The 20,991-nt window shown below is 64.3% G+C and carries 20 protein-coding genes; 13 read left to right on the top strand and 7 right to left on the bottom strand.

All coding sequences use genetic code 11. The features are described from left to right. The first annotated feature begins 299 nt into the window (after positions 1 to 299). Together ACZIRK_RS03770 and ACZIRK_RS03765 are read left to right on the top strand one after the other, a co-directional pair. Complete coding sequence (locus ACZIRK_RS03770) at positions 300 to 1,850, top strand: DUF1800 domain-containing protein (RefSeq protein ID WP_130230840.1); 1,551 nt, start codon at positions 300 to 302, stop codon at positions 1,848 to 1,850. A gap of 2 nt (positions 1,851 to 1,852) precedes the next feature. Further along, positions 1,853 to 3,076: a DUF1501 domain-containing protein gene (locus ACZIRK_RS03765; protein WP_463326972.1), complete on the top strand. Its 1,224-nt coding sequence runs from the start codon at positions 1,853 to 1,855 to the stop codon at positions 3,074 to 3,076. Between the two features lie 144 nt (positions 3,077 to 3,220). Here ACZIRK_RS03765 and ACZIRK_RS03760 read toward each other — a convergent pair whose 3' ends face one another. The 3 genes from ACZIRK_RS03760 to ACZIRK_RS03750 form a co-directional block, all read right to left on the bottom strand. Continuing rightward, positions 3,221 to 4,033, bottom strand: coding sequence for a hypothetical protein (locus tag ACZIRK_RS03760; protein ID WP_463326971.1), 813 nt, complete (start codon positions 4,031 to 4,033; stop codon positions 3,221 to 3,223). Between the two features lie 74 nt (positions 4,034 to 4,107). Further along, a complete protein-coding gene (locus ACZIRK_RS03755; RefSeq protein ID WP_130227932.1) occupies positions 4,108 to 5,049 on the bottom strand; it encodes an aldo/keto reductase in 942 nt (313 codons plus the stop codon). Positions 5,050 to 5,341: 292 nt separating this feature from the next. After that, entirely contained in the window at positions 5,342 to 6,166 is an 825-nt protein-coding gene (locus ACZIRK_RS03750) for a PAS-domain containing protein (protein ID WP_130227931.1), read from the bottom strand. A 226-nt stretch (positions 6,167 to 6,392) separates the two neighbouring features. Here ACZIRK_RS03750 and ACZIRK_RS03745 point away from each other — a divergent pair, with 226 nt between their 5' ends. Then, entirely contained in the window at positions 6,393 to 6,746 is a 354-nt protein-coding gene (locus ACZIRK_RS03745) for a DMT family protein (protein ID WP_130227930.1), read from the top strand. Between the two features lie 64 nt (positions 6,747 to 6,810). Here ACZIRK_RS03745 and ACZIRK_RS03740 read toward each other — a convergent pair whose 3' ends face one another. The 3 genes from ACZIRK_RS03740 to ACZIRK_RS03730 all read right to left on the bottom strand — a co-directional run bounded on the left by ACZIRK_RS03740 (position 6,811) and on the right by ACZIRK_RS03730 (position 7,989). Further along, positions 6,811 to 6,951 carry a hypothetical protein gene (locus ACZIRK_RS03740; protein WP_165435374.1) on the bottom strand — a complete coding sequence of 47 codons (141 nt, stop codon included), beginning with the start codon at positions 6,949 to 6,951 and terminating at the stop codon, positions 6,811 to 6,813. Between the two features lie 67 nt (positions 6,952 to 7,018). Beyond that, positions 7,019 to 7,168, bottom strand: coding sequence for a hypothetical protein (locus tag ACZIRK_RS03735; protein WP_165435373.1), 150 nt, complete (start codon positions 7,166 to 7,168; stop codon positions 7,019 to 7,021). Between the two features lie 164 nt (positions 7,169 to 7,332). Then, positions 7,333 to 7,989, bottom strand: a complete 657-nt coding sequence (locus ACZIRK_RS03730; protein ID WP_130227936.1) for a glutathione S-transferase family protein — start codon at positions 7,987 to 7,989, stop codon at positions 7,333 to 7,335. 339 nt (positions 7,990 to 8,328) lie between these two features. On the opposite strand from ACZIRK_RS03730, the gene ACZIRK_RS03725 reads away from it, so the two are divergent. From ACZIRK_RS03725 to ACZIRK_RS03695, 7 genes are all read left to right on the top strand, one after another. Then, positions 8,329 to 9,531: a pyridoxal phosphate-dependent aminotransferase gene (locus ACZIRK_RS03725; RefSeq protein ID WP_130227929.1), complete on the top strand. Its 1,203-nt coding sequence runs from the start codon at positions 8,329 to 8,331 to the stop codon at positions 9,529 to 9,531. A 547-nt stretch (positions 9,532 to 10,078) separates the two neighbouring features. After that, entirely contained in the window at positions 10,079 to 10,561 is a 483-nt protein-coding gene (locus tag ACZIRK_RS03720; protein WP_130227928.1) for a DUF992 domain-containing protein, read from the top strand. Between the two features lie 366 nt (positions 10,562 to 10,927). Further along, complete coding sequence (locus ACZIRK_RS03715) at positions 10,928 to 12,976, top strand: elongation factor G (RefSeq protein WP_130227927.1); 2,049 nt, start codon at positions 10,928 to 10,930, stop codon at positions 12,974 to 12,976. A 51-nt stretch (positions 12,977 to 13,027) separates the two neighbouring features. Further along, positions 13,028 to 13,816: a GNAT family N-acetyltransferase gene (locus tag ACZIRK_RS03710; protein ID WP_130227926.1), complete on the top strand. Its 789-nt coding sequence runs from the start codon at positions 13,028 to 13,030 to the stop codon at positions 13,814 to 13,816. A 3-nt stretch (positions 13,817 to 13,819) separates the two neighbouring features. Further along, positions 13,820 to 14,452 (top strand): YoaK family protein, encoded by a 633-nt coding sequence (locus tag ACZIRK_RS03705; RefSeq protein WP_463326970.1) that lies wholly within the window; start codon positions 13,820 to 13,822, stop codon positions 14,450 to 14,452. A gap of 38 nt (positions 14,453 to 14,490) precedes the next feature. Further along, positions 14,491 to 15,333: a shikimate dehydrogenase gene (locus tag ACZIRK_RS03700; protein WP_463326969.1), complete on the top strand. Its 843-nt coding sequence runs from the start codon at positions 14,491 to 14,493 to the stop codon at positions 15,331 to 15,333. A gap of 111 nt (positions 15,334 to 15,444) precedes the next feature. Then, positions 15,445 to 16,023: a hypothetical protein gene (locus ACZIRK_RS03695; protein WP_463326989.1), complete on the top strand. Its 579-nt coding sequence runs from the start codon at positions 15,445 to 15,447 to the stop codon at positions 16,021 to 16,023. Between the two features lie 199 nt (positions 16,024 to 16,222). Here ACZIRK_RS03695 and ACZIRK_RS03690 read toward each other — a convergent pair whose 3' ends face one another. Then, positions 16,223 to 17,359, bottom strand: a complete 1,137-nt coding sequence (locus tag ACZIRK_RS03690; RefSeq protein WP_028163858.1) for an alpha-hydroxy acid oxidase — start codon at positions 17,357 to 17,359, stop codon at positions 16,223 to 16,225. Between the two features lie 105 nt (positions 17,360 to 17,464). On the opposite strand from ACZIRK_RS03690, the gene ACZIRK_RS03685 reads away from it, so the two are divergent. The 3 genes from ACZIRK_RS03685 to ACZIRK_RS03675 all read left to right on the top strand — a co-directional run bounded on the left by ACZIRK_RS03685 (position 17,465) and on the right by ACZIRK_RS03675 (position 20,773). Further along, positions 17,465 to 17,629, top strand: coding sequence for a hypothetical protein (locus ACZIRK_RS03685; protein WP_165435371.1), 165 nt, complete (start codon positions 17,465 to 17,467; stop codon positions 17,627 to 17,629). A gap of 216 nt (positions 17,630 to 17,845) precedes the next feature. Further along, positions 17,846 to 19,198 (top strand): phosphoglucosamine mutase, encoded by a 1,353-nt coding sequence (gene glmM / locus ACZIRK_RS03680; RefSeq protein ID WP_028163857.1) that lies wholly within the window; start codon positions 17,846 to 17,848, stop codon positions 19,196 to 19,198. A gap of 315 nt (positions 19,199 to 19,513) precedes the next feature. Beyond that, complete coding sequence (locus ACZIRK_RS03675; protein WP_463326968.1) at positions 19,514 to 20,773, top strand: MFS transporter; 1,260 nt, start codon at positions 19,514 to 19,516, stop codon at positions 20,771 to 20,773. The last annotated feature ends 218 nt before the right edge of the window (positions 20,774 to 20,991 follow it).

Below are 20,991 nucleotides of genomic sequence, written 5' to 3'. Positions count from 1 at the left end.
CGCCGCCATCATGGGCCGGCATCGGCAGGCGGAAGGGTTCCGCCGCGCACCAGCACTCGCCCGACAGGTCGCAGGTGAAGCCCGTGCCGCAGCGTCTGCAGGAAAGCTGACGCGGGGTGCTTTCTTTCCGATTTGTCATGTAACCGGCCGCTCTCCTATTGCGGAATTAATCCGTGGTTCATCCGCATGCGCGCTATAATGTTGCGCTTCTTTGTTTGAGCATGATCTTTTCGGAAAACCGGTTCCCACTTTTCCGGATCATGCAAATCATAGACCGAGGACGCCCGAAGGGAAATCCGATGGCCCGCGATTCGCAAGCAGCCCTTGTTGCGCTCAATCGCTTCGGCTTCGGCGCCCGCGGCGGCGCTTCCGGCGATTTCGTCGACGCGGCATCCGATCCGCGCGGCTTTGTCAAATCAGAACTCAATCGCGCCAATGCCGCGCTCCTGGAGATGCCCGGGCTTTCCTCGACGCCGGCGCTCGGCAAGGCCCTGTTCGACTATCAGTTCGAGATTCAGCAGGCGCGCGACGCCGTCGCAAAATCGGGAGCAGTAACGGAAGCGCCGCCGACGGAACCCAAAGCGCAGCGCCGCAATCCGTCGATATCCTCGATCGCCACGGACATGACGGCCAAGGAGTCGATGGCATCATCCGCCGACGGCAATAACGTGAATGCCGCGATGGCGCGGCCGGATGCGATGCAGCCCAATCCGCCGAAGCCTCCGCCGCAACCGCCCAATGTCATTCAGAAGACGTTTCGCACTGAAGCGCTGGCGCGCATCCAGCGCGCCAGCTTCGCCGATTGCGGATTCGTCGAGCGCCTGGTCGTGTTCTGGTCGAACCATTTCTGCATCTCCGCCAATAAGGGCGGTCTGGCGCGGATCTGGGCTGGCTCGTTCGAGCGCGAGGCGATCCGGCCGCATGTGCTCGGCCGCTTCGCCGACATGCTGATGGCGGTCGAGCAGCATCCGGCGATGCTGTTCTTCCTCGACAACCAGCAATCCTTGGGTCCGGACTCGCGCGCCGGCATTAACCGCAACCGCGGCCTCAACGAAAACCTCGCGCGCGAGATCATGGAGTTGCACACACTCGGCGTCGGCGGCGGCTATACCCAGGACGACGTCACCGCGCTCGCGCGCGTCATCACGGGCTGGACCTTTGCCGGCCGGCAGGGCCAGCTCGGTCCGCCCGGTACCTTTGTGTTCAACGCCAATGCGCATCAGCCCGGCGCGCAGCGCGTAATGGGCAAGGTCTACGAGCAGAGTGGCGTGGCGCAGGGCGAGGCCGTGCTCGCCGATATCGCCCGCCATCCTTCGACGGCAAAATTCATCGCCACCAAATTCGCGCGCCACTTCGTGGCCGACGATCCGCCGCCGGCCCTGATGGCGCGACTGCAGGATGTCTTCGGAAGGACCGACGGCGATCTGAAGGCGCTCGCGACCGCGCTGGTGGATTCCAGTGAGGCGTGGGACGCGCCGCCGACCAAGATGCGCTCGCCTTACGAATTCCTGATCGCCTCCGGCCGGCTGCTCGGGCGCAATCCCGAAGATCCCTCCCGCTATCTGGGCGGCCTCAACGTCCTTGGTCAGCCATTGTGGTCGCCCGCCGGACCGAACGGTTTTCCCGATACCAGCGCGGCATGGGCCGCGCCTGAAGGCATGAAGCTGCGGCTCGATATCTCGGCGCAGATCGCCTCGCGCCTTGGCGACGGCATCGACCCGCGCGAGCTGCTCGATCTCGTCGCCGCGGATGCCGCCTCGCCGGACACGCGGCGCACCGTCGAGCGCGCGGAATCGCGGCAGCAGGCGCTGGCGCTGCTGTTGATGTCGCCGGAATTCCAGAGGAGGTGACGATGCAATGCTGTGAAGGGCTGCGATCACAGGCCACCTCGCGCCGCTCTCTGCTGCTTGGCGGCGCTGCGTTCGCCGCCTGGGCGTACTTGCCGAAATTTGCGCGCGCGGCTGACGGAGGCGATCCGCGGCTGGTCGTGGTGATCCTGCGCGGTGCGCTGGATGGCCTTGCGACAGTGGCGCCGATCGGCGACCCTGAATACGCCGGCCTGCATGGCTCGATCGCGCTCCGGCCGGATGGCCCGAACGCAGCCGTCATGCTCGACACCTTTTTCGGCCTGCATCCGGCGATGCCGGAATTCGCGCGAATGTATCGCGCCAAACAGGGCGCCGTGATCCATGCGGTCGCGACTTCCTATCGCGAGCGCTCGCATTTCGACGGACAGGACGTGCTCGAAAGCGGATTTGCCGGTCCGGGCAGGGTGCAATCGGGCTGGCTCAACCGCGCGCTCGAAGCGCTGCCGAAAGGCGAGCGCGTGACGCGCGCGCTCGCTGTCGGCCCGACGACGCCACTGGTGCTGCGCGGCGCGGCGCCGACCGTCGGCTGGGCGCCAGTCGCGCTGCCGCAGGCCGATGACGACACCGCGATGCGCCTGCTCGAGCTGTATCAGCATCGCGATCCCGCGCTCGCCTTGGCGCTCACGCAGGGCTTGCAGCTCGAGAAAGTCGCGAAAGGCGACGAGATGAAGCCGAAGCCCGGCACCAATGGCATCGGTGCGATGCGGCTGGTGGCGCGCGGCGCCGCGAAACTGATGGCGGCCGATGACGGGCCGCGGATCGGCGCGCTCGCTTTCGACGGCTGGGATACCCACGCCAAGGAGGGCGGGCCGGTCGGCCGTCTCGCGCAACTGCTCGGCGGCCTCGATGGCGCGCTGGCGGAATTCGAAGGCGGGCTTGGCGACCGCTGGCGCGATACCGTGATCGTGGTTGCCACCGAATTCGGCCGCACCGCGCGCATCAACGGCACCGAAGGTACCGACCACGGCACCGGCACCATTGCGCTGCTCGCCGGCGGCGCGGTGAAGGGCGGACGCGTGATCTCGGATTGGCCCGGCCTGAAGCCCGCCAATCTCTATCAGGGCCGCGACCTCGCGCCGACCACCGATTTGCGCGCCGTGATGAAGGGGGTGCTGCACGACCAGTTCGGCCTCGCCGAGCGCGTGCTGGCGGAGAGCGTGTTTCCAGACAGCCGCGCCGCCAAGCCAATGCAGGGGTTGGTATCGTAAAGCTCACACCCCAGCCGCGCCGTCGTCCCCGCCCTTGAGCCGGGACCCACAACCACAGATGCTGATTGTAGAAAGCGACCGGAGCCCTAGCGTCTTCATGACCAACGTCTGCAATGAATTGACTCAGCTTTGTACGAGCGTCGACTATTGCGGGCGTGACCTGCTTCTCGCTTGTCGCTCGACGGTCTTTCGCGGGGAAGTCACCAGCCGCAACCAGTCGATAGCGCCTGGCGTGTTCGCCCATCCGGCCCGGAAATCCACCACATAGTAGATCGCTTCATCCTCGTCACCAGGGCTGATGTATGACGGCAATGATTTGGGAACTGGTCTCTCGCCCAACAGGTAAGCCACCACATGGCCGTTGTCAGTCACAGCTTGCGTCAGTCGCGCCCGGCTTTCCTTGCAGTCGCCGGCTCGCCGAAATGCCGCCAATGCCTCCGTCCAGGACCATGCGGCTGCACCGTCATCCGGATAGTCCTTGAGAAGCAAGGCGAGGTCGTGGTCCCGTTGCGCTTTGACAAGCAGCGCCGCCAGAACGTACCTAGCCCCCTGGTTATCGTTCGGGTTTAGCCGCAGGATGTCACGAAGGTGGTCGATTGCCTCGCCCTGAACACCGCGGGCCCACAATGCTCGCGCTAATCCAAAACGCGCGCGCATGTAGGGCCGTGTTTCTAAGAAGCCCCAGAACTCTCCCACGTACTCTTCGAAGGCAGCATCACCAAGGGCCTGCCTTCCGACTTCGACGCCACGACGCCAAAGATTAAGCTCCTCATCCGAACTTGGCTTGGCATGCTCGGCCAGCAAAACATAGGCGTCCGCGCACAGTGGACTGATTGTCAGTGCCTCCTCGGCAAGTGCGATACGGCGCCTAGCCGTGCCTGCCTCCCAAGCGTCATAGATGAGGTCTTGCGCCCGGGCGAGCGCATCATGAGCATCTTCTTCGGACTTACGAGCCATTCCCTGATGCCTTTGCGATCGAGCAAGAGCAGGTTAAGGCATCGCCGACCCGACAGCTAGAGCGCAAATAGGACTTATCCCTTCGTAATCGCGTCGATCTGCGTCAGCTCTTCCGCGCTCAACGTCCAGCCGATCGCCTTGACGTTCTGCTCGACCTGCTCGACGCGCGTGGCGCCGGCGATCACGCTCGAGACTTGCGGGCGGGCGGCGAGCCAGGAGAAGGCGAGCTCCAGCAAAGTGTGGCCGCGCTCCTTGGCGAAGGCCTGAAGCTTGTCGACGATGTCCTCGTTGCGCGGCGTGACGTAGCGGTCGCGCAGCATCGGCACCTTGCCAAAGCGCGTGTCCGCCGGCGCCACTGCGCCGCGCTGATACTTGCCGGTCAGCAGGCCGCTCGCGAGCGGGAAGAACGGCAACAGGCCCAGATTGTATTCCTGCGCCGCCGGCAGCAGGTCCTTTTCGATATCGCGCACGAGAAGGCTGTATTCGTCCTGGCAGGAGACGAAGCGGTTCACGTTCATCGCACGCGCGACATATTCGGCTTCGGCGATGCGCCAGGACGGGAAGTTCGAATTGCCGATGTAACGCACCTTGCCCTGCCGTACGAGATCGTCGAGCGCGCGCAGGGATTCATCGATCGGGGTCAGCGGGTCGTAATCATGCTGCTGGTAGAGATCGATGTAGTCGGTCTTCAATCGCTTCAAGCTCGCTTCGACCGCCGACATGATGTAGCGCCGCGAGGCACCCTGCTTGGTGCCGTCAGTCGCCATCGGCTTGGAATATTTTGTCGCCAGCACGATGTCCTTGCGGCGATCGCCGAGCACGGTGCCGAGCACCGTCTCCGAGCCGCCCATGCCGGCATAGATGTCGGCGGTGTCGAACAGGGTGATGCCGAGGTCGAGCGCGCGGTGGATCACTTGGCGCGAGGTTTCGAGGTCGGTGCGCTGGCCGAAATTGTTGCAGCCGAGGCCGACGGCGGAAACGCGTAAGCCCGAGCCGCCGAGATTGCGAATTTGCATGGAGCGATCCGAAAATTGGAGGAAAGAGAATGTATTGTGGCCCGCACGCCAGTTCCTCGCAAGGCGGCGGCGGGCTCGCACATCATCGTCGGCTGCAGTGCAGCCATGAGCGGATGTCGCGCAAAAAAAAGCGGCCCCGGTCAGACGCGGCGACTGACGGGGACCGCTCGGGGGGCGTGTGATCCGAGACGGGGGGCCTGATCAAACGCGTAAGAAAGCCTAGCCGTGCTTTGTTACGCGCGGGTGACAGGCAAGTTATCCACAGCCGGCGGCGTGGCTCGCTTAATTCATGCTATTCGGCGGCGCGCAAAGCCGGGCCAAGCCCGCGATCAAGGGCGCGACCGATGCCGCGCAGGGAACGATAATAGTCAGCCTTATCAGGATCGTCGGTGCTGCGCACCAGATCGGTCACCGGCGTGTAGCTCAGCATGCGGCCGCCGTCGGGCAGCGCCGTGCAACTGAAGCGCAGCACCTGGCCATCGGCGAGGTTGATGTTGATCGGGGTGGAATCGCCGATCCGCATCATCTCGATGCGTCGCGCGATGAAGTCGTTCAATTCGTGCTTCGGCAATTCGTAGGCGCCGGTGTCGCGGCCATGATACATCAGCGCGATGAACGGCGGTTTGCTTTCGGCTTGCTCGTCGGCAAGCGCGAAATAGTCGCGGAAAGCGCGATTGATGAACTCCGCCCGCGTGTCCGAATCCAACAGCACGATGCCGATGTCGACCCGGTCGAGCGCGGCCTTCAGGCGCTCGGCAGTGGCATGATGCTTCTGCTCCCAGGCGAAGGCATCGATCCATTTTCGCCTGAGCAGACCGGTGATGACGGCTGTGACAATGGCGGTCGCCGCCAGCATCGCCATCCGCGCCAGGTCCGACAGGTCGTAGCCTGGCGTGGCGCGATGGTTGAGGAAGAAGATCGCCGAGCCCGCCACCGCGATGGCCGCACTCACGAGTCCCGACGCGATGCCGCCGATGGAACTTGCCAGCGCGACGATGCAAACGAACAAGGGCGCCGGATTCGGCACGGCGGCGAAATGTCTGTCGACGGCGAAGGCGGATAGCGCTGTCGCCATCGTCAGGGCAGGGCCCAGGATCGTGCGCCAGTTCAACTGCATGTTTGCGCCTCGTTACAACCGACGATAGGCGCGCAGTTTGACGACGGATTTCGCTTGCGGCGGGATTTTGCGCGTCACGCTTAAGAGCGGTTTGATGGCGCGCGCCAAGCTTTCGCATTGTTGGAGTCAAATGCTATGCGAATTGCGTCAAACCAGTTCCGTGGCATGGAGCGCTCAAGAAGATCTGCTCGGTCATGCTGTGGCGGACCATTGCAAGAGGATATCGATGCCCACGATTTCGCCGACCATCCTGCCGATCCTGATGCTGTTTGCCTCCAACGTCTTCATGACCTTTGCCTGGTACGGGCATCTGAAGTTCAAGGCGAGCCCGCTGCCCGTGGTGATCTTGGTAAGCTGGGGCATCGCCTTCTTTGAGTATTGGCTCGCCGTGCCGGCCAACCGCTGGGGCAGCGCGGTCTATTCGGCGGCGCAGCTCAAGACCATGCAGGAGGTGATCACGCTGGTCGTGTTCGCGGGCTTTTCGGTGCTCTATCTCAAGGAGCCGCTCGGCTGGAACCACGCACTCGGCTTTGCGCTGATCGCCGCCGGCGCGTTCCTGATCTTCCATAGGTTCACGTGATGGGTTGCGGCACTGTTTTGAGTGGAGAGGGAATCCCTGCCGCTCCAAGCGGAACCATCTCGCGCTACTTCGCGGCGCGAGGCAGGACCCGCACCACCGGCGCACCATCCTCGCCACGGGTGCTGGTGACGATCAACAGCGAGGCCGCGAGCAGGATCGCGACGGTCAGTCCAACTGTTACCAGTCCAACAGGTGTCTTCAACATGCTCTGGTCGCGATCTCAGTCATCGCGCCTTGCGTTGGTGACGATTGTAGAAAAGGAAACCACCGGATCAGGTCGAAAGCGGCATCGCCATCGTGACCTCGACACACAGTGACAACGCGCCGATCGTGACCGAAATGGCGATTGCGCTCGCCAGTCGGGACGGGACTGCTGGCGCGGGGCGGCTCTTGGAGCCGGCCGTGCCGGGCGACCATGTCATGGTCAAAATCCTCGCATGCGCGGGCGAATCACCCGCGTTGTCTGGCCCGAGGATTCGCAATCGTCGCCGGCAATATTGCGGCGGTGACCGTGAGAAAAATGGCAGAACCACGGCATAGCGCGAGGTTTTACCCGTAATTCTACGGGCTATGCCCGCAATTCCCGCTATTCAGCCCCTGCCGCGATGCCGGTGGCGTCGTCGAATTCGGCCTCCGGCCGCCAGTCCATCGCGACGAAGCCGGGGACCTGCTCGACCCGCCTGAGCCAGGCGCGGATCGCGGGAAAGGTGACGAGGTCGAAATCACAGCGGTCGGCGAGGTGGGTGTAGCCGTAGAGCGCGATGTCGGCGACCGTGAGCTGGTCGGCGGCGAAGAAGCGCGCGATCTTGAGATGGTTTTCCATCACCTGCAGCGCGGCATAGCCGCGCTCCATCCAATCCTCCAGCGCATGGGTCTGGAGGTCGCGGCCGCCCTTCACCAGCGATAGCCAGAAATAGGCCGCGCCGATATTCGGCTCCAGCGCATGCTGTTCGAAGAACATCCACTGCAGCGCCTCGGCCCGCTCGATCTTCGACTCCGGCGCGAGCGGCGTGCCGCCGGCGACATACCAGAGGATGGCGTTGGATTCGGCGAGATAGCGGCCGTTCTCGACTTCGAGCAGCGGCACCTGGCCGCTCGGGTTCTTCGCCAGAAACTCCGGCGTGCGACTCTCGCCGCGCAGGATGTCGACCTCGACCGCCTCATAGGGCGTATTGAGCAGCGCCAGCGCAAGGCGAACCTTGTAGCTGTTGCCGGAGCGCTGCATCGAATAGAGCTTGTACATCTTGCCCGAGTTCACCAATCGAAGCGCGTGAGCGGCAGTTTGGCGCCGCAAACGCAACCCCACAATGATGCCGATGGGGGTGCGTCGCAAGAGCTGCGGGATGGAAAAAGTCGAAAACCGCTCCCGCAACGCACGCGTGCAGAATGATTCCATTGGCGCAGCAATGATCACGCCTCTGCTATCAGGTGATGGCAGCGGGTCTGATCGAGGGTCCGCCACGTGAGGCTGCGGCAAAAGTGCCGAGGAAACCCCGCTTTTCGCTTGCCGCTGCACCGCAACAGTCCTAGAAACGAGGTCGCGCTGTTGTTGCGCTTTTCCCAACATAGTCCGGAGACGATGATGTCCTTCCTGTCCGCTGCGCTTGACCGTGTGAAGCCGTCCGCGACGATTGCGGTCACGGATAAAGCACGCGCGCTGAAAGCGGCGGGCCGCAACGTCATCGGGCTGGGCGCCGGTGAGCCGGATTTCGATACGCCGGCCAACATCAAGCTGGCGGCCATACATGCGATCGAGGCCGGCAAGACCAAGTACACCGATGTCGGCGGCATTCCCGAGCTGAAGGAGGCGATCATCGCCAAGTTCGAGCGGGAGAACGGCCTCACCTACAAGCCGAACCAGGTGATCGTCGGCACCGGCGGCAAGCAGGTGCTCTACAACGCGCTGATGGCGACCATCAATCCGGGCGACGAGGTCATCATTCCCGCGCCCTATTGGGTGAGCTATCCGGAAATGGTTGCGCTCGCGGGCGGTGAATCGGTGCCGGTGGTGTGCACGGCCGAGCGCGGCTTCAAGCTCAGCGCGGAGGATCTTGAAAAGGCGATCACGCCGAAGACCAAATGGATCATCCTCAACTCGCCGTCGAACCCGACCGGCGCCGCCTATACGCGCGCCGAGTTGAAGGCGATCACTGATGTGTTGGTGAAGCATCCGCATGTCTGGGTGATGACCGACGACATGTACGAGCACCTCGTCTATGACGATTTCGTCTTCACCACGCCGGCGCAGATCGAGCCGAAACTCTACGACCGCACGCTGACGGTGAACGGCGTCTCCAAGGCCTATTGCATGACCGGCTGGCGCATCGGCTATGCCGGCGGGCCCGCGCAGCTCATCAAGGCGATGGCGACGATCCAGTCGCAGTCGACCTCGAACCCGTCGTCGATCTCGCAGTGGGCCGCCGTCGAAGCGCTCAACGGTCCGCAGGAGTTCATTCCCGTGAACAACAAGGTGTTCAAGGAACGGCGCGACCTCGTGGTCTCGATGCTGAACCAGGCGGCCGGCATCGACTGCCCTCGGCCGGAAGGCGCGTTCTACGTCTATCCGTCCTGCGCCGGCACGATCGGCAAGACATCGCCGGGCGGCAAGGTGATCGAGAACGACGAGGACTTCGTCACCGAGCTCCTGGAGAGCGAGGGCGTCGCGGTCGTCCACGGTTCTGCCTTCGGCCTCGGCCCGGCGTTCCGCATCTCCTACGCCACCAAGACCTCGGATCTCGAAGATGCCTGCAAACGCATCCAGCGCTTCTGCGGCAATCTGCGATAGTTCGATCGGTCGAGCGAGAATGAGAGGCCCGCGCAAGCGGGCCTTTTTCGTGTTCGCACGCTCTCTCTCCGCCGTCATTGCGAGGAGCGTAGCGACGAAGCAATCCATATCGCCATTTGTGGAGGCATGGATTGCTCGGCTGCGCTGAGAAGAAAGTGAGTTCCAAGCCGCTGGCCATGGTCCGGGGCACGCGTAGCGCGAGCCCGGAATCCATCTCACCGCAGACTACGGCGCCCGATGGATTCCGGGCTCGTCCTTCGGACGCCCCGGAATGACAGCGGTGATGGGCGCGTCTCTGCGCATCAGTAACGCTCCGCTGCTTTCATCGATCCGGGTCGGCTTCGCAGGCCGGTCCGAAACTCGCAATGACGTTGGGCTGATCTGACTTCGTATCGTGCGTCCTGAAGATGACGACGCGGTACAACTTGGTTGTGTCGCCAATCTGGCACTGCCTTGAAGCTTGTGGCATAGACGGACACGCGCCGCGGGCGGGCGCGCGGTCCTTCGTCTCACCTCACGTCAGATTTTTTCAGCCGGAGATATCTTCATGCGTCGCTTCGTCCTTCGCGCGGGCACGGCCATCGTCATGCTCGCATCCCTCATCGCCGGCGCCAGCGCGCAGCAGCCAGAGCGCGTGCGGGTTGGCGTTCTGGAATGCCGCGGCGGCGCCAGCGTCGGCTTCATCGTGGGGTCGGTCACTCATCTCGGCTGCGTGCTGCGCGCCGAGGGCGTACCGGAGGACCGCTATATCGCGACGATCCAGAAGGTGGGCCTCGATATCGGCATCACCGAGGAGACGGCGCTGGCCTGGGGGGTCTATGCGCCAGTCTCGCGCATCGGGCCCGGTGACCTCTCCGGCAATTATGCGGGCGCGCAGGGCAGCGCGACGCTCGGCGTCGGTGTCGGCGGCAACGTGCTGGTCGGCGGCTCCAACAATTCGATCGCGCTGCAGCCGCTGAGCCTGCAGGGCCAGGTCGGCCTCAACGTCGCCGCCGGCCTAGCGAGCCTGGAACTCCGGCCGGGACGCTAATACAAGCGTGGGCAAAGCGTAGCGCCCACCATCCAAACCATGCGTGCGCACTGCCAGTTGGCGCGCCTTCTCCCCTTGTTGTGGGAGAGGGCAGCTCAGGCGCGGGCTACCAACACGTTTGGGTGAGGGGTCCTCTCCACGAGCACTGTCGCCCGCGGAGACAATCCCTCATCCGTCGCGCATTGCATGCGCGCCACCTTCTCCCACAAGGGGAGAAGGGAAGGAGTCGTGCACGCTTCATTGCATTACATCGCAACGCAGCGACGTTTTGGCGCGTGTTCCCGCTTGCCAAACGCCCGCGACGGGCGGAGCATTGTTGATTGCCGACCCAATCAAGGGCCGAGCTCCAGACGAGGAGACGGCAATATGGGACAAGACGTCAGAAGTCCCCGAGGTCCACGGTGCGTCGCACTGGTGGGCCCTTTCCAAAGCGGTAAGACCACACTACTCGAAGCGATCTTGGCGCGAACCGGTGCGATCCGGTCAGCCGGCAGTGTCGATGCCGGAACTTCCGTTGGCGATGCCAGTGCGGAAGCGCGCAATCACAAGATGAGCGTCGGTCTTACCGCCGCCACCACGACCTTCATGGGCGACAGTTACACCTTCCTCGATTGTCCCGGCTCGGTCGAATTCGCGCACGACATGCGCATGGCGCTTCCCGCGGTCGATGCCGCGGTCGTGGTCTGCGAGGCCGACGAGAAGAAGCTGCCGCAATTGCAGCTCATCCTGCGCGAATTGGAAGAGCTCGCCATTCCCCGTTTCCTGTTCCTGAACAAGATCGATCGCGCCAACAACCGCGTCCGCGAGACGCTCGCGACGCTGCAGCCGGCCTCGCGCGTGCCGCTGGTGCTCAGGCAAATTCCGATATGGAACGGCGATCTGATCGAGGGTTTCGTCGATCTGGCGCTGGAACGCGCCTTCGTCTATCGCGAGCACAAGCCGTCGGAGGTGGTCGCGCTCGAAGGCGGCAATCTCGATCGCGAGAAGGAAGCGCGCTTCTCGATGCTGGAGAAGCTCGCCGACCATGACGACGCGCTGATGGAGCAGTTGCTCGAGGACATCCAGCCGCCGCGCGATGCCGTGTTCGACGATCTCGCCCGCGAACTGCGCGAAGGCGTGATCTGCCCGGTGCTGCTCGGCTCGGCGCTGCGCGAGAATGGCGTGCTGCGCCTGCTGAAGGCGCTGCGCCATGAATCGCCCGGTATCGCCGACACCGCCAAGCGCCTTGGCGCCCCCGAAACCAAGGATGCGCTCGCCTACGTGTTCAAGACGGTGCATTTGCAGCACGGTGGCAAACTGTCGCTGGCGCGGCTGCTCGCCGGCCGTCTCGACGATGGCGCGACGCTGACGTCCTCGTCCGGCGAGACTGGCCGCGTTTCCGGTATCCTCGCCGCTGGCGGCGCGTTTGACACCAAGCGCGCCTCCGCGGAAGCCGGCGATACGGTTGCGCTCGGCAAGATCGACGCGATCAAGACCGGCGACACCGTGGCGAGCGGCAAGACCGCGCCGCCCTCGCTGGTGAAGGTCGAGCCGACCTCGCCGGTGCTCGCGATGTCGGTCGCGGCAACCGACCGCAAGGACGACGTCAAGCTCGGGCAGGCGCTGCTGCGGCTGAACGAGGAGGATCCGTCGCTGACCCAGATCCAGAACGCACGCACGCACGATACCGTGCTGTGGGGGCAGGGCGAGATGCATCTGCGCGTCGCGGTGGAACGGCTGCGTGACCGCTTCGGCGTCAACGTCAAATCGCACCCGCCAGCGATCGGGTATCAGGAGACCATCCGGAAACCGATCACCCAGCGCGGCCGGCACAAGAAGCAGTCCGGCGGCCACGGTCAGTTCGGCGACGTGGTGCTCGAGGTAAAGCCCTTGCCGCGCGGTTCCGGCTTCAGCTTCGAGGAGACCGTGGTCGGCGGTGCAGTGCCGCGGAACTATATCGGCGCGGTCGAAGAAGGCGTGGTCGACGGCCTGCAGAAGGGGCCGCTCGGCTTTCCCGTGGTCGACGTCCATGTGTGCCTGACCGACGGTTCCTACCACAGCGTCGACTCCTCCGATCTCGCGTTCCGCACCGCAGCGCGGATCGGCGTCAGCGAGGCGCTGCCGAACTGTCATCCGGTGCTGTTGGAACCGATCCACATGGTCGAGATCGTCTGCCCGACCGACGCCACCGCCAAGATCAACGCGATCCTGTCGGCGCGGCGGGGCCAGATCCTCGGTTTCGACACCCGCGAGGGCTGGGCGGGCTGGGACTGCGTCCGCGCCACCATGCCGGAAGCCGAAATCGGCGACCTGATCGTGGAACTCCGCTCGGCCACCGCCGGCGCCGGCAGCTTCACCCGGCAGTTCGATCACATGGCTGAAGTGACCGGCCGGACCGCCGATCAAATTATTGCGGCGCATCGCGTGGCGGCATAAGTGTTGCTAGGATCATGGCCCCGGATCGAGGGTCATGATCCCCGCATCGCCATGGACGTTGTCGATCTCTCCTTGAAAATGCGGCGGCTGACGCAATGGCTGGACGGCCGTTGTCAGCCCTACCGCCTCGTGCGCCGGCAGTTCGACGGTCCGCCGTTCGGTCACTGCTACGTGACCATCGATCCCGAACGTCAGGCGCCCTTTCCATCCGCCAATCTCAATCGCGTCTATCTCTGCGGCGCTGATCCCGCGATGGCGGATGATGCGGTCCCGCGCTTCATCGATCTGTTCACGGCTGAGGGTGTGAAGCGCTTCTTCGTCTGGTTGAGCCCGGGTCCCGATATGGACGTGATGCGGGCGCGGCTCGAGGCGTGCGGCCTGTCGCGCGCGCGTCGCACCGGATATCCGACCTTGTGGCGCACGGCCTGTTCGCCGCTTCAATTCACGACCGGTCTTGGCATCCGCGAAGTGACCACCGACGAGATCGACGCCGCGCGCGATCAGCTCGGCGACACGCTGTGGCCGGAATATGCGCGCTCGGCCGGCCGCAGGGGCTTCGTTCACTACATGGCGTTCGACGGCAATCAGCCGGTGGCGATTGCCGCGCTCTGCCTGTTCGAGGACATCGGCTATCTCCTGGCCGCGACCACAGCCGAAAGCCATCGCAAGCGCGGCGCGCAGCAGGCGCTGATTGCGAAGCGGGTCGAACGTGCCGAGCAGATGGGCTGCAGAGTGCAGGTCTCCGAGACCATGTACATGCTGGAACATTCGTACCGTAATCTGCTGCGCGCCGGCTTCACCGAAGCCTACGAGAAAGAGGTCTACGAGTGGACGGCGTGACGCATGCTTGACTCGCGCCGTAACATGACGCTGGCCTGCGCGCTGAGCGCGCTCGCCGGTTATCTTGACGGCATCGGTTATCTGCATCTCGGCGGCCTGTTCGTCTCCTTCATGAGCGGCAATTCGACGCGTCTTGGCGTCAACCTGACCGAGGCGAACTGGTTCGCGGCGGCGCAAACCATCGGCATCATCGTGACCTTCGTGTTCGGCGCGGCGGCGGGCAGCCTGATCGTGCTCGCGCGCGGCGGCCGTCGCCAGACCTGGCTGTTGCTGACGGAAGCGCTGCTGCTCGTCGGCGCCGCGCTCGCCTACACATTCGGCTGGCCGACGGCCGCGGTTGGCGGCATCGTGTTCGCGATGGGGCTGGAGAATGCGACGTTCCAGATCCGCGGCGGCGCCGGCCTCGGCCTCACCTATGTCACCGGCGCGCTGGTCAAGGCTGGCCAACTCCTTGGGGCGGCGCTGACCGGCGGCCCGCGCTGGGCCTGGCTGCCGAACCTCCTGCTATGGGCGGCACTGGTGCTGGGGTCGACCGTCGGCGCGCTCGCTTATCTCCACCTCAATCTGTCCGCGGTCTGGTTCGCCGCTGGCGCCGCCGTCGGGCTTACGGCGTTCGTCGCGGTGCGGGATAAGTGAATGTTGACAGTCCGCATTGCTTGTCCGATTGGACTGCAATGACCGCACCGACCAAAGCCCGCGCCGCATGCCTGATCGGATGGCCGGCCGCGCATTCGCGCTCGCCGCTGATCCATCACTACTGGCTGAGGAAGCTCGGCATCGAGGGCGGCTACAACATCGAAGCGATCCCGCCGGAAGGCTTTGCCGAGTTCGTGTTGCATCTCGCGTTCCACGGCTTCGTCGGCGCCAATGTCACGATCCCGCACAAGGAGCGCGCGCTGGCGCTGTCGCTGCCTGACGAGCGCGCCCGTGCGGTCGGCGCCGCCAACACGCTGTGGTACGAAGGCGGCGAGCTGCGTTCGACCAATACCGACGTCGAAGGCTTCGTCAACAATCTCGACGCCTCCGCGCCCGGCTGGGACCAGGCGACGGAAGCGCTGGTGCTGGGCGCCGGCGGCTCGGCGCGCGCCGTGGTGTTCGGATTGCTCGATCGCGGCACGACGCGCATTCACCTCGTCAATCGCAGCATCGAGCGCGCCCGCGCGCTTGCCGATCAGTTCGGTTCTCGCGTCGAGCCGGCTGGCTGGGATGCGCTTGCCGATCTGTTGCCGCGCGCAGGGCTGCTCGTGAACACCACCTCACTCGGCATGCACGGCCAGCCGGCGCTCGCGCTCGACGTCGGCTTGCTGCCGTCAAATGCTGTTGTTGCCGACCTCGTCTATGTTCCACTGAAGACGCCGCTGCTTGCAGCCGCCGAGGGGCGCGGATTGAAGACGGCCGACGGGCTCGGCATGCTCCTGCACCAGGCGGTGCGCGGCTTCGAACTGTGGTTCGGCCAGCGCCCGCAAGTGACGCCGGAACTGCGTGCGCTGGTCGAGGACGATCTCACAAAGGCTTGAGGGCGGGAAATATCGCCGCGAAAGCGGGGTCTCTGTAGAGATGATCCACCCGGAGCTCTCGCTATGCCTCCCTACCGTTCCACGCTCGCCCGCCCGCTGTTTGCCGTCGCCATGGTTGCGGCATCAACCCTTTATGCGATCGCGCAGCAGCCGCCGGTGTCGTCGCGCCTGCGCGGCACCATCGAAAGCGTCGACGGCGACACGCTCGCGGTCAAATCGCGCAGCGGCGAGGAGGTCAAGCTGCATCTGACGGGCGATGCGCGTGTCGCCGGCATCGTCAAGATCGCGTTATCCGACATCAAGGTCGGTTCCTTCATCGGCGCTACGACCGTGCCGGGTTCCGACGGCACGCCGAAAGCGGTGGAGGTTCACGTCTTCCCGGAGGACATGCGCGGCACCGGCGAGGGCTCGCGGCCCTGGGACACGCGCCCCAACAGCAGCATGACCAATGCGACGGTCGCCGAATCCGTGGTCAGCAATGACGGCCACACGCTGCTCGTCAAATACAAGGACGGCGAGAAGAAGATGCTGGTCTCGCCCGATACGCCTGTCGTGACCTACGTCCCCGGCGACAAGTCCGAGCTCAAGGCGGGCGCCAAGATCATCGCATTCACCAAAAAGTCGCCCGACGGCTCGCTCGAGGCCGACCGCATCAGCGTCGGCCGCGACGGCATCACGCCGCCGATGTAAGTGCGGGTTGCTGCCTTCCCTTCTCCCCTTGTGGGAGAAGGTGGCGCGCATCAAATGCGCGACGGGTGAGGGGTTCTCTCCGCGGGCGACTGCACTCGCGGAGAGAACCCCTCACCCAAACGCGCTCGATGCCGATGCCGGAGCTGCCCTCTCCCACAGGGGGCGAGGGCACATCAATCGGCATCGCGCGCGTGTTGACTTAAACCGCCAGCACCTTGTCGTCGATCTCGGCGATGGTGTTGACGCCGCACAGGCCCATGGTCGTCAGCAGTTCCTTCGCCAGCACGTTAATCGCCTCGGTGACGCCGGCCTGTCCGCCGGCGCCGAGGCCGTAGGCATAGGCGCGGCCGATCATGCAGGACTTCGCGCCGAGCGCGAGCGCGCGCATCACGTCCATGCCGGTGCGGATGCCGCCGTCAAACATGACTTCGACCTGCGAGCCGACGGCGTCCACGATCTCGGGCAGCACCTCGATCGAGGAGGGGGCGCCGTCGAGCTGGCGGCCGCCATGGTTGGAGACCACGATCGCCTGCGCCCCGGTCTTGGCCGCGATCTCCGCGTCCTCGACGTCGAGGATGCCCTTGAGGATCAGCTTGCCCGGCCAGATGCTGCGGATCCAGTCGATGTCTTTCCAGTTCAGCGAAGTGTCGAACTGCGAATTGATCCAGGTCGACAGCGACGTGATGTCCTGGTCGATCTTGAGATGGCCCGCCAGATTGCCGAAGGTGCGGCGCTTGCCGCGCAGCACGCCCGAGACCCAGGCAGGCTTGGTGGCGAAATCGATCAGTTTCGACAGCGACCATTCCGGCGGCACGGTCATGCCGTTCTTGATGTCCTGGTGCCGCTGGCCGATCACCTGCAGGTCCACGGTCAGCACCAGCGCGCTGCACCTGGCGGCGATGGCGCGCTCGATCAGCGCCTTGATGAAGCCGCGGTCCTTCATGACGTAGAGCTGGAACCAGAACGGCTTGTCGACGGCGGCCGCAATGTCCTCGATCGAGCAGATCGACATCGTGCTCTGCGTGAACGGAATCCCTGCGGCCTGTGCGGCGCGGCAGGCATAGATCTCGCCGTCGCCATGCTGCATGCCGAGCAGGCCGACAGGGGCGAGGATCAGCGGCATCGCGGCCGGCTCGCCCAGGATCGTGGTCCTGAGGTCACGCTTGGAGACGTCGACCAGGATGCGCTGGCGGAATTTGATCTGCTGAAGATCCTCGCTGTTGGCGCGCAGCGTGTCCTCGGTATAGGAGCCGCGGTCGGCATAGTCGAAAAATGCCTTCGGCACGCGGCGCTTGTGTAGCTGGCGCAGATCTTCGATGCAGGTGATGTGCTTCATGGACGCTCCCGGCCCGTCTTGTATTTCGCGAATGCGCCGTCATCTAGCATGGTTGGATCATCTGCCAAATCGCCCCCGCGAAATCCGACCTAGTAGGAGGCCACCATGACCGGATCGACCCCCAAGCCGAAAGATGCCGAGAGCGAAAAGCGGGCGCTCGAGGAGTCCCTGGAGGAGGGGTTGGAGGAGACTTTTCCGGCCTCCGACCCGGTCAATGTGACCCAGCCGGCGCCGTCCAAGGACGACCATCACATCCTCCGCAAGCGCTAGAGTGGCTGCCGGCCGCTGTCCGTAGGAACTCCGGCCTCCGAAATATACATTATTTTACAATATATTAACCTAAACTCTTGCCTTCAGGCGACGGTAATGATTCATCATATATTTTGAAGCCGTCTTGGCGGCCGACGCACTATAACGCCTGCCTGATGATGTTTCGGGCTTCTCGCTGAGGTGGCTGGAGAAGCCCAGGCCTTACTTGGGGGTGATATGAGCCGTAAATATTTCGGGACCGACGGGATTCGCGGCCGTGCCAATGGTCTGATTACGCCGGAGCTCGCCCTCAAGGTGGGGCAGGCCGCCGGCCTGGTGTTTCAGCGCGGCGACCATCGCCATCGCGTGGTGATCGGCAAGGACACGCGGCTGTCCGGCTACATGATCGAATATGCCATGGTCGCGGGCTTCACCTCGGTCGGCATGGACGTGCTGCTGCTCGGCCCGATGCCGACGCCGGCGGTCGCGATGCTCACCAAGTCGATGCGCGCCGATCTCGGCGTGATGATCTCAGCCTCCCACAATCTGTTCGAGGACAACGGCATCAAGCTGTTCGGGCCGCAAGGCTTCAAGCTGTCCGACGACGTCGAGAAGCAGATCGAGCAACTGCTCGACGAGCCGATCGAGCGCCGGCTCGCTCAGAGCGCGAGCCTCGGCCGCGCCCGCCGCATCGACGGCGTCCATGACCGCTACATCGAATTCGCCAAGCGCACGTTGCCGCGCGAATTGAGCCTCGACGGCCTCCGCGTCGTGATCGATTGCGCCAATGGCGCCGCATACAAGGTGGTGCCGGAAGCGCTGTGGGAGCTCGGCGCCGACGTCGTGCAGATCGGGGTCGAGCCCGACGGCTTCAACATCAACAAGGAATGCGGCTCCACCGCGCCGGAAACGCTGGCCAAGAAGGTGCGCGAGATGCGCGCCGATATCGGCATTGCGCTCGATGGCGACGCCGATCGCGTGATCCTGGTCGACGAGCGCGGTCATGTGGTCGACGGCGATCAGTTACTCGCAGTGATCGCGCAGAGCTGGAAGGACGAGGGCCGGCTCGCCAAGCCCGGCATCGTCACCACCGTGATGTCCAATCTCGGGCTCGAGCGTTTCCTGCAGGGCATTGGCCTCGACATGGTGCGCACGCCGGTCGGCGACCGCTATGTGCTCGAGCGGATGCTGAGTGATGGCTACAATCTCGGCGGCGAGCCGTCGGGCCACATCATCCTTTCCGATTACGCCACCACGGGCGACGGCTTCGTCGCCGCGCTGCAGGTGCTTGCCGTGGTGCAAAAGCTCCGCCGCCCGGTGTCGGAAGTCTGCCACCGCTTCGATCCGCTGCCGCAGATCCTGAAGAATGTGCGTTATCGCAGCGGCAGGCCGCTCGATGATGCCGAGGTCAAGTCCGCCATCGTCGACGCCGAGAAGCGGCTCAACGGCCACGGTCGCCTCCTGGTCCGCTCCTCCGGCACCGAGCCGGTGATCCGCGTGATGGGCGAGGGCGACGACCGCCTCCTGGTCGAGGAAGTCGTCGATCACATCGTCTCCGCACTCGGCCATGCCGCGGCTGCTGCTGCGTAACACAGTAGAGAAGCGGACGCGCCCACCTCGCCCCGCCTGCGGGGAGAGGTCGGATCGCATCGCAGATGCGATCCGGGTGAGGGGGAGCCTCCGCGAATTCGTCGGTCACCGTGTTCGCGGAGAGAGCCCCTCACCCAACCCTCTCCCCGCGAAGGGCAGGGAGAGGGAGAAGCACCGCCATCGCTTCTCTAAATGCTCTTGATCCAACGCGCGCCGGTAGCATCGCAGCCATCATCTATTGTCGGTGGTCGCAGCGTTTGCTGCGGCGTAAGCAGCACCGATTGCCGCTTCGCCGCTCCCTGCCAGGAATTTCCGTTGAACAAGCCCGTTGCCGTCTCAGAAGAAGCGCTGGCTGAACCGGTGCTGGTATCAGACGTGACGCCGCGCGTGGCAGCCCGCGCGACCGCGGTGGGGCCGGCTTACATCGTACTGGCGGGCATCAGCTTCTCGCACTTCCTCAACGACACCATGCAGTCGTTGATCGCCTCCGTCTATCCGATCCTGAAGGACGCCTACGCGCTGGACTACACGCAGATCGGCATGATCACGCTGGCGTTCCAGTTCACGGCGTCGCTGCTGCAGCCGCTGGTCGGGCATTTCACCGACAAGAAGGCGCAGCCGTTCTCGCTTGCGATGGGCATGGGCTTCACCTTCTTCGGCCTGCTGCTGCTCGCTGGCGCGCATCACTACGGCATCATCCTGATCGCGGCGTCGCTGGTCGGGCTCGGTTCGGCGGTGTTCCATCCGGAATCGGCGCGGATCGCGCGGCTCGCTTCGGGCGGCCGTTACGGCTTTGCGCAATCGGTGTTCCAGCTTGGCGGCAGCTTCGGCACCTCGATGGGCCCGGTGCTCGCGGCGCTGATCGTGGTGCCGTTCGGGCAGCTCTCGATCGCGTGGTTCTCCTCGATTGCGGGTCTTGCGATCCTGATCCTGTGGCGCATCGGTGCCTGGTACAAGCCGCAGATCGTGACCAGGAAGGCGGCGGTCGTCGAGCGGCACCCGGACGCGCCCACCGGGCGGCGGGTGACGATCGCGCTCGCCGTGCTGGTCGCGCTGTTGTTCTCGAAGCAGCTCTATGTCTCGAGCCTCTCGAGCTATTACATCTTCTATCTGATCGAGAGGTTCGACGTCTCGACGCAAGCGGCGCAGTTCTATCTCTTCATCTTCCTTGCAGCGAACGCAGCTGGCGCCTTCGTGGGCGGACCGCTCGGCGACCGCTTCGGCCGGAAATACGTGATCTGGTTTTCGATCCTCGGCGCGCTGCCGTTCACGCTGGCACTGCCCTATGCCGGCCTCGTCACCAGCGCCGTGCTCAGCGTGTTCATCGGCCTGATCATCTCGTCGGCGACGCCCTCGATCATCGTGTTCGCGCAGGAACTGATGCCGCATCGCTTCGGCATGATTTCCGGCCTGTTCTTCGGCTTTGCCTTCGGCATCGGCGGTTTGGGCGCGGCGGTGCTCGGCAAGCTTGCCGATCACACCGACATCGCCTTCATCTATCAGCTCTGCGCGTTCCTGCCGGCGATCGGGTTGCTTGCGGTGTTCCTGCCGAAAATGCCGAACCACGCGCATTAAAGCGTTTTCGAGCGAAGCACGCCCTCGGACTTGATCTGAGAGTGGATTCCGGTTCGCGTGAAGAAATCGCGAAGACAAGAGCCAAGATTTCGTCAACGCATCGTTAGCATTTGTGGCGCGACCGCTTTCTGTTCGACAGCGGGAATAGCGCAATACCGCGAGCTTTCGGGAAAATCGTCAGAGGTTGTCAACCTTAATAATTAGGGTTAAGCGCCGCT

The sequence above is a fragment of the Bradyrhizobium sp. Leo114 genome (assembly GCF_055229415.2).
The sequence above is the reverse complement of the archived record's forward strand: the minus strand, read 5'-3'. Positions and strand labels throughout refer to the sequence as shown.

Excerpts from the sequence above, each read along its gene's own strand:
- ACZIRK_RS03710 (WP_130227926.1), top strand. The coding sequence starts at position 13,028 with ATGGACGTTGTCGATCTCTCCTTGAAAATGCGGCGGCTGACGCAATGG.
- ACZIRK_RS03755 (WP_130227932.1), bottom strand. The coding sequence starts at position 5,049 with ATGCAAATTCGCAATCTCGGCGGCTCGGGCTTACGCGTTTCCGCCGTC.
- ACZIRK_RS03740 (WP_165435374.1), bottom strand. The coding sequence starts at position 6,951 with ATGTTGAAGACACCTGTTGGACTGGTAACAGTTGGACTGACCGTCGCG.
- ACZIRK_RS03750 (WP_130227931.1), bottom strand. The coding sequence starts at position 6,166 with ATGCAGTTGAACTGGCGCACGATCCTGGGCCCTGCCCTGACGATGGCG.
- glmM (WP_028163857.1), top strand. The coding sequence starts at position 17,846 with ATGAGCCGTAAATATTTCGGGACCGACGGGATTCGCGGCCGTGCCAAT.
- ACZIRK_RS03725 (WP_130227929.1), top strand. The coding sequence starts at position 8,329 with ATGTCCTTCCTGTCCGCTGCGCTTGACCGTGTGAAGCCGTCCGCGACG.
- ACZIRK_RS03760 (WP_463326971.1), bottom strand. The coding sequence starts at position 4,033 with ATGGCTCGTAAGTCCGAAGAAGATGCTCATGATGCGCTCGCCCGGGCG.
- ACZIRK_RS03765 (WP_463326972.1), top strand. The coding sequence starts at position 1,853 with ATGCAATGCTGTGAAGGGCTGCGATCACAGGCCACCTCGCGCCGCTCT.
- ACZIRK_RS03705 (WP_463326970.1), top strand. The coding sequence starts at position 13,820 with ATGCTTGACTCGCGCCGTAACATGACGCTGGCCTGCGCGCTGAGCGCG.
- ACZIRK_RS03685 (WP_165435371.1), top strand. The coding sequence starts at position 17,465 with ATGACCGGATCGACCCCCAAGCCGAAAGATGCCGAGAGCGAAAAGCGG.
- ACZIRK_RS03690 (WP_028163858.1), bottom strand. The coding sequence starts at position 17,359 with ATGAAGCACATCACCTGCATCGAAGATCTGCGCCAGCTACACAAGCGC.
- ACZIRK_RS03735 (WP_165435373.1), bottom strand. The coding sequence starts at position 7,168 with ATGACATGGTCGCCCGGCACGGCCGGCTCCAAGAGCCGCCCCGCGCCA.
- ACZIRK_RS03770 (WP_130230840.1), top strand. The coding sequence starts at position 300 with ATGGCCCGCGATTCGCAAGCAGCCCTTGTTGCGCTCAATCGCTTCGGC.
- ACZIRK_RS03715 (WP_130227927.1), top strand. The coding sequence starts at position 10,928 with ATGGGACAAGACGTCAGAAGTCCCCGAGGTCCACGGTGCGTCGCACTG.
- ACZIRK_RS03695 (WP_463326989.1), top strand. The coding sequence starts at position 15,445 with ATGGTTGCGGCATCAACCCTTTATGCGATCGCGCAGCAGCCGCCGGTG.
- ACZIRK_RS03700 (WP_463326969.1), top strand. The coding sequence starts at position 14,491 with ATGACCGCACCGACCAAAGCCCGCGCCGCATGCCTGATCGGATGGCCG.
- ACZIRK_RS03745 (WP_130227930.1), top strand. The coding sequence starts at position 6,393 with ATGCCCACGATTTCGCCGACCATCCTGCCGATCCTGATGCTGTTTGCC.
- ACZIRK_RS03720 (WP_130227928.1), top strand. The coding sequence starts at position 10,079 with ATGCGTCGCTTCGTCCTTCGCGCGGGCACGGCCATCGTCATGCTCGCA.
- ACZIRK_RS03730 (WP_130227936.1), bottom strand. The coding sequence starts at position 7,989 with ATGTACAAGCTCTATTCGATGCAGCGCTCCGGCAACAGCTACAAGGTT.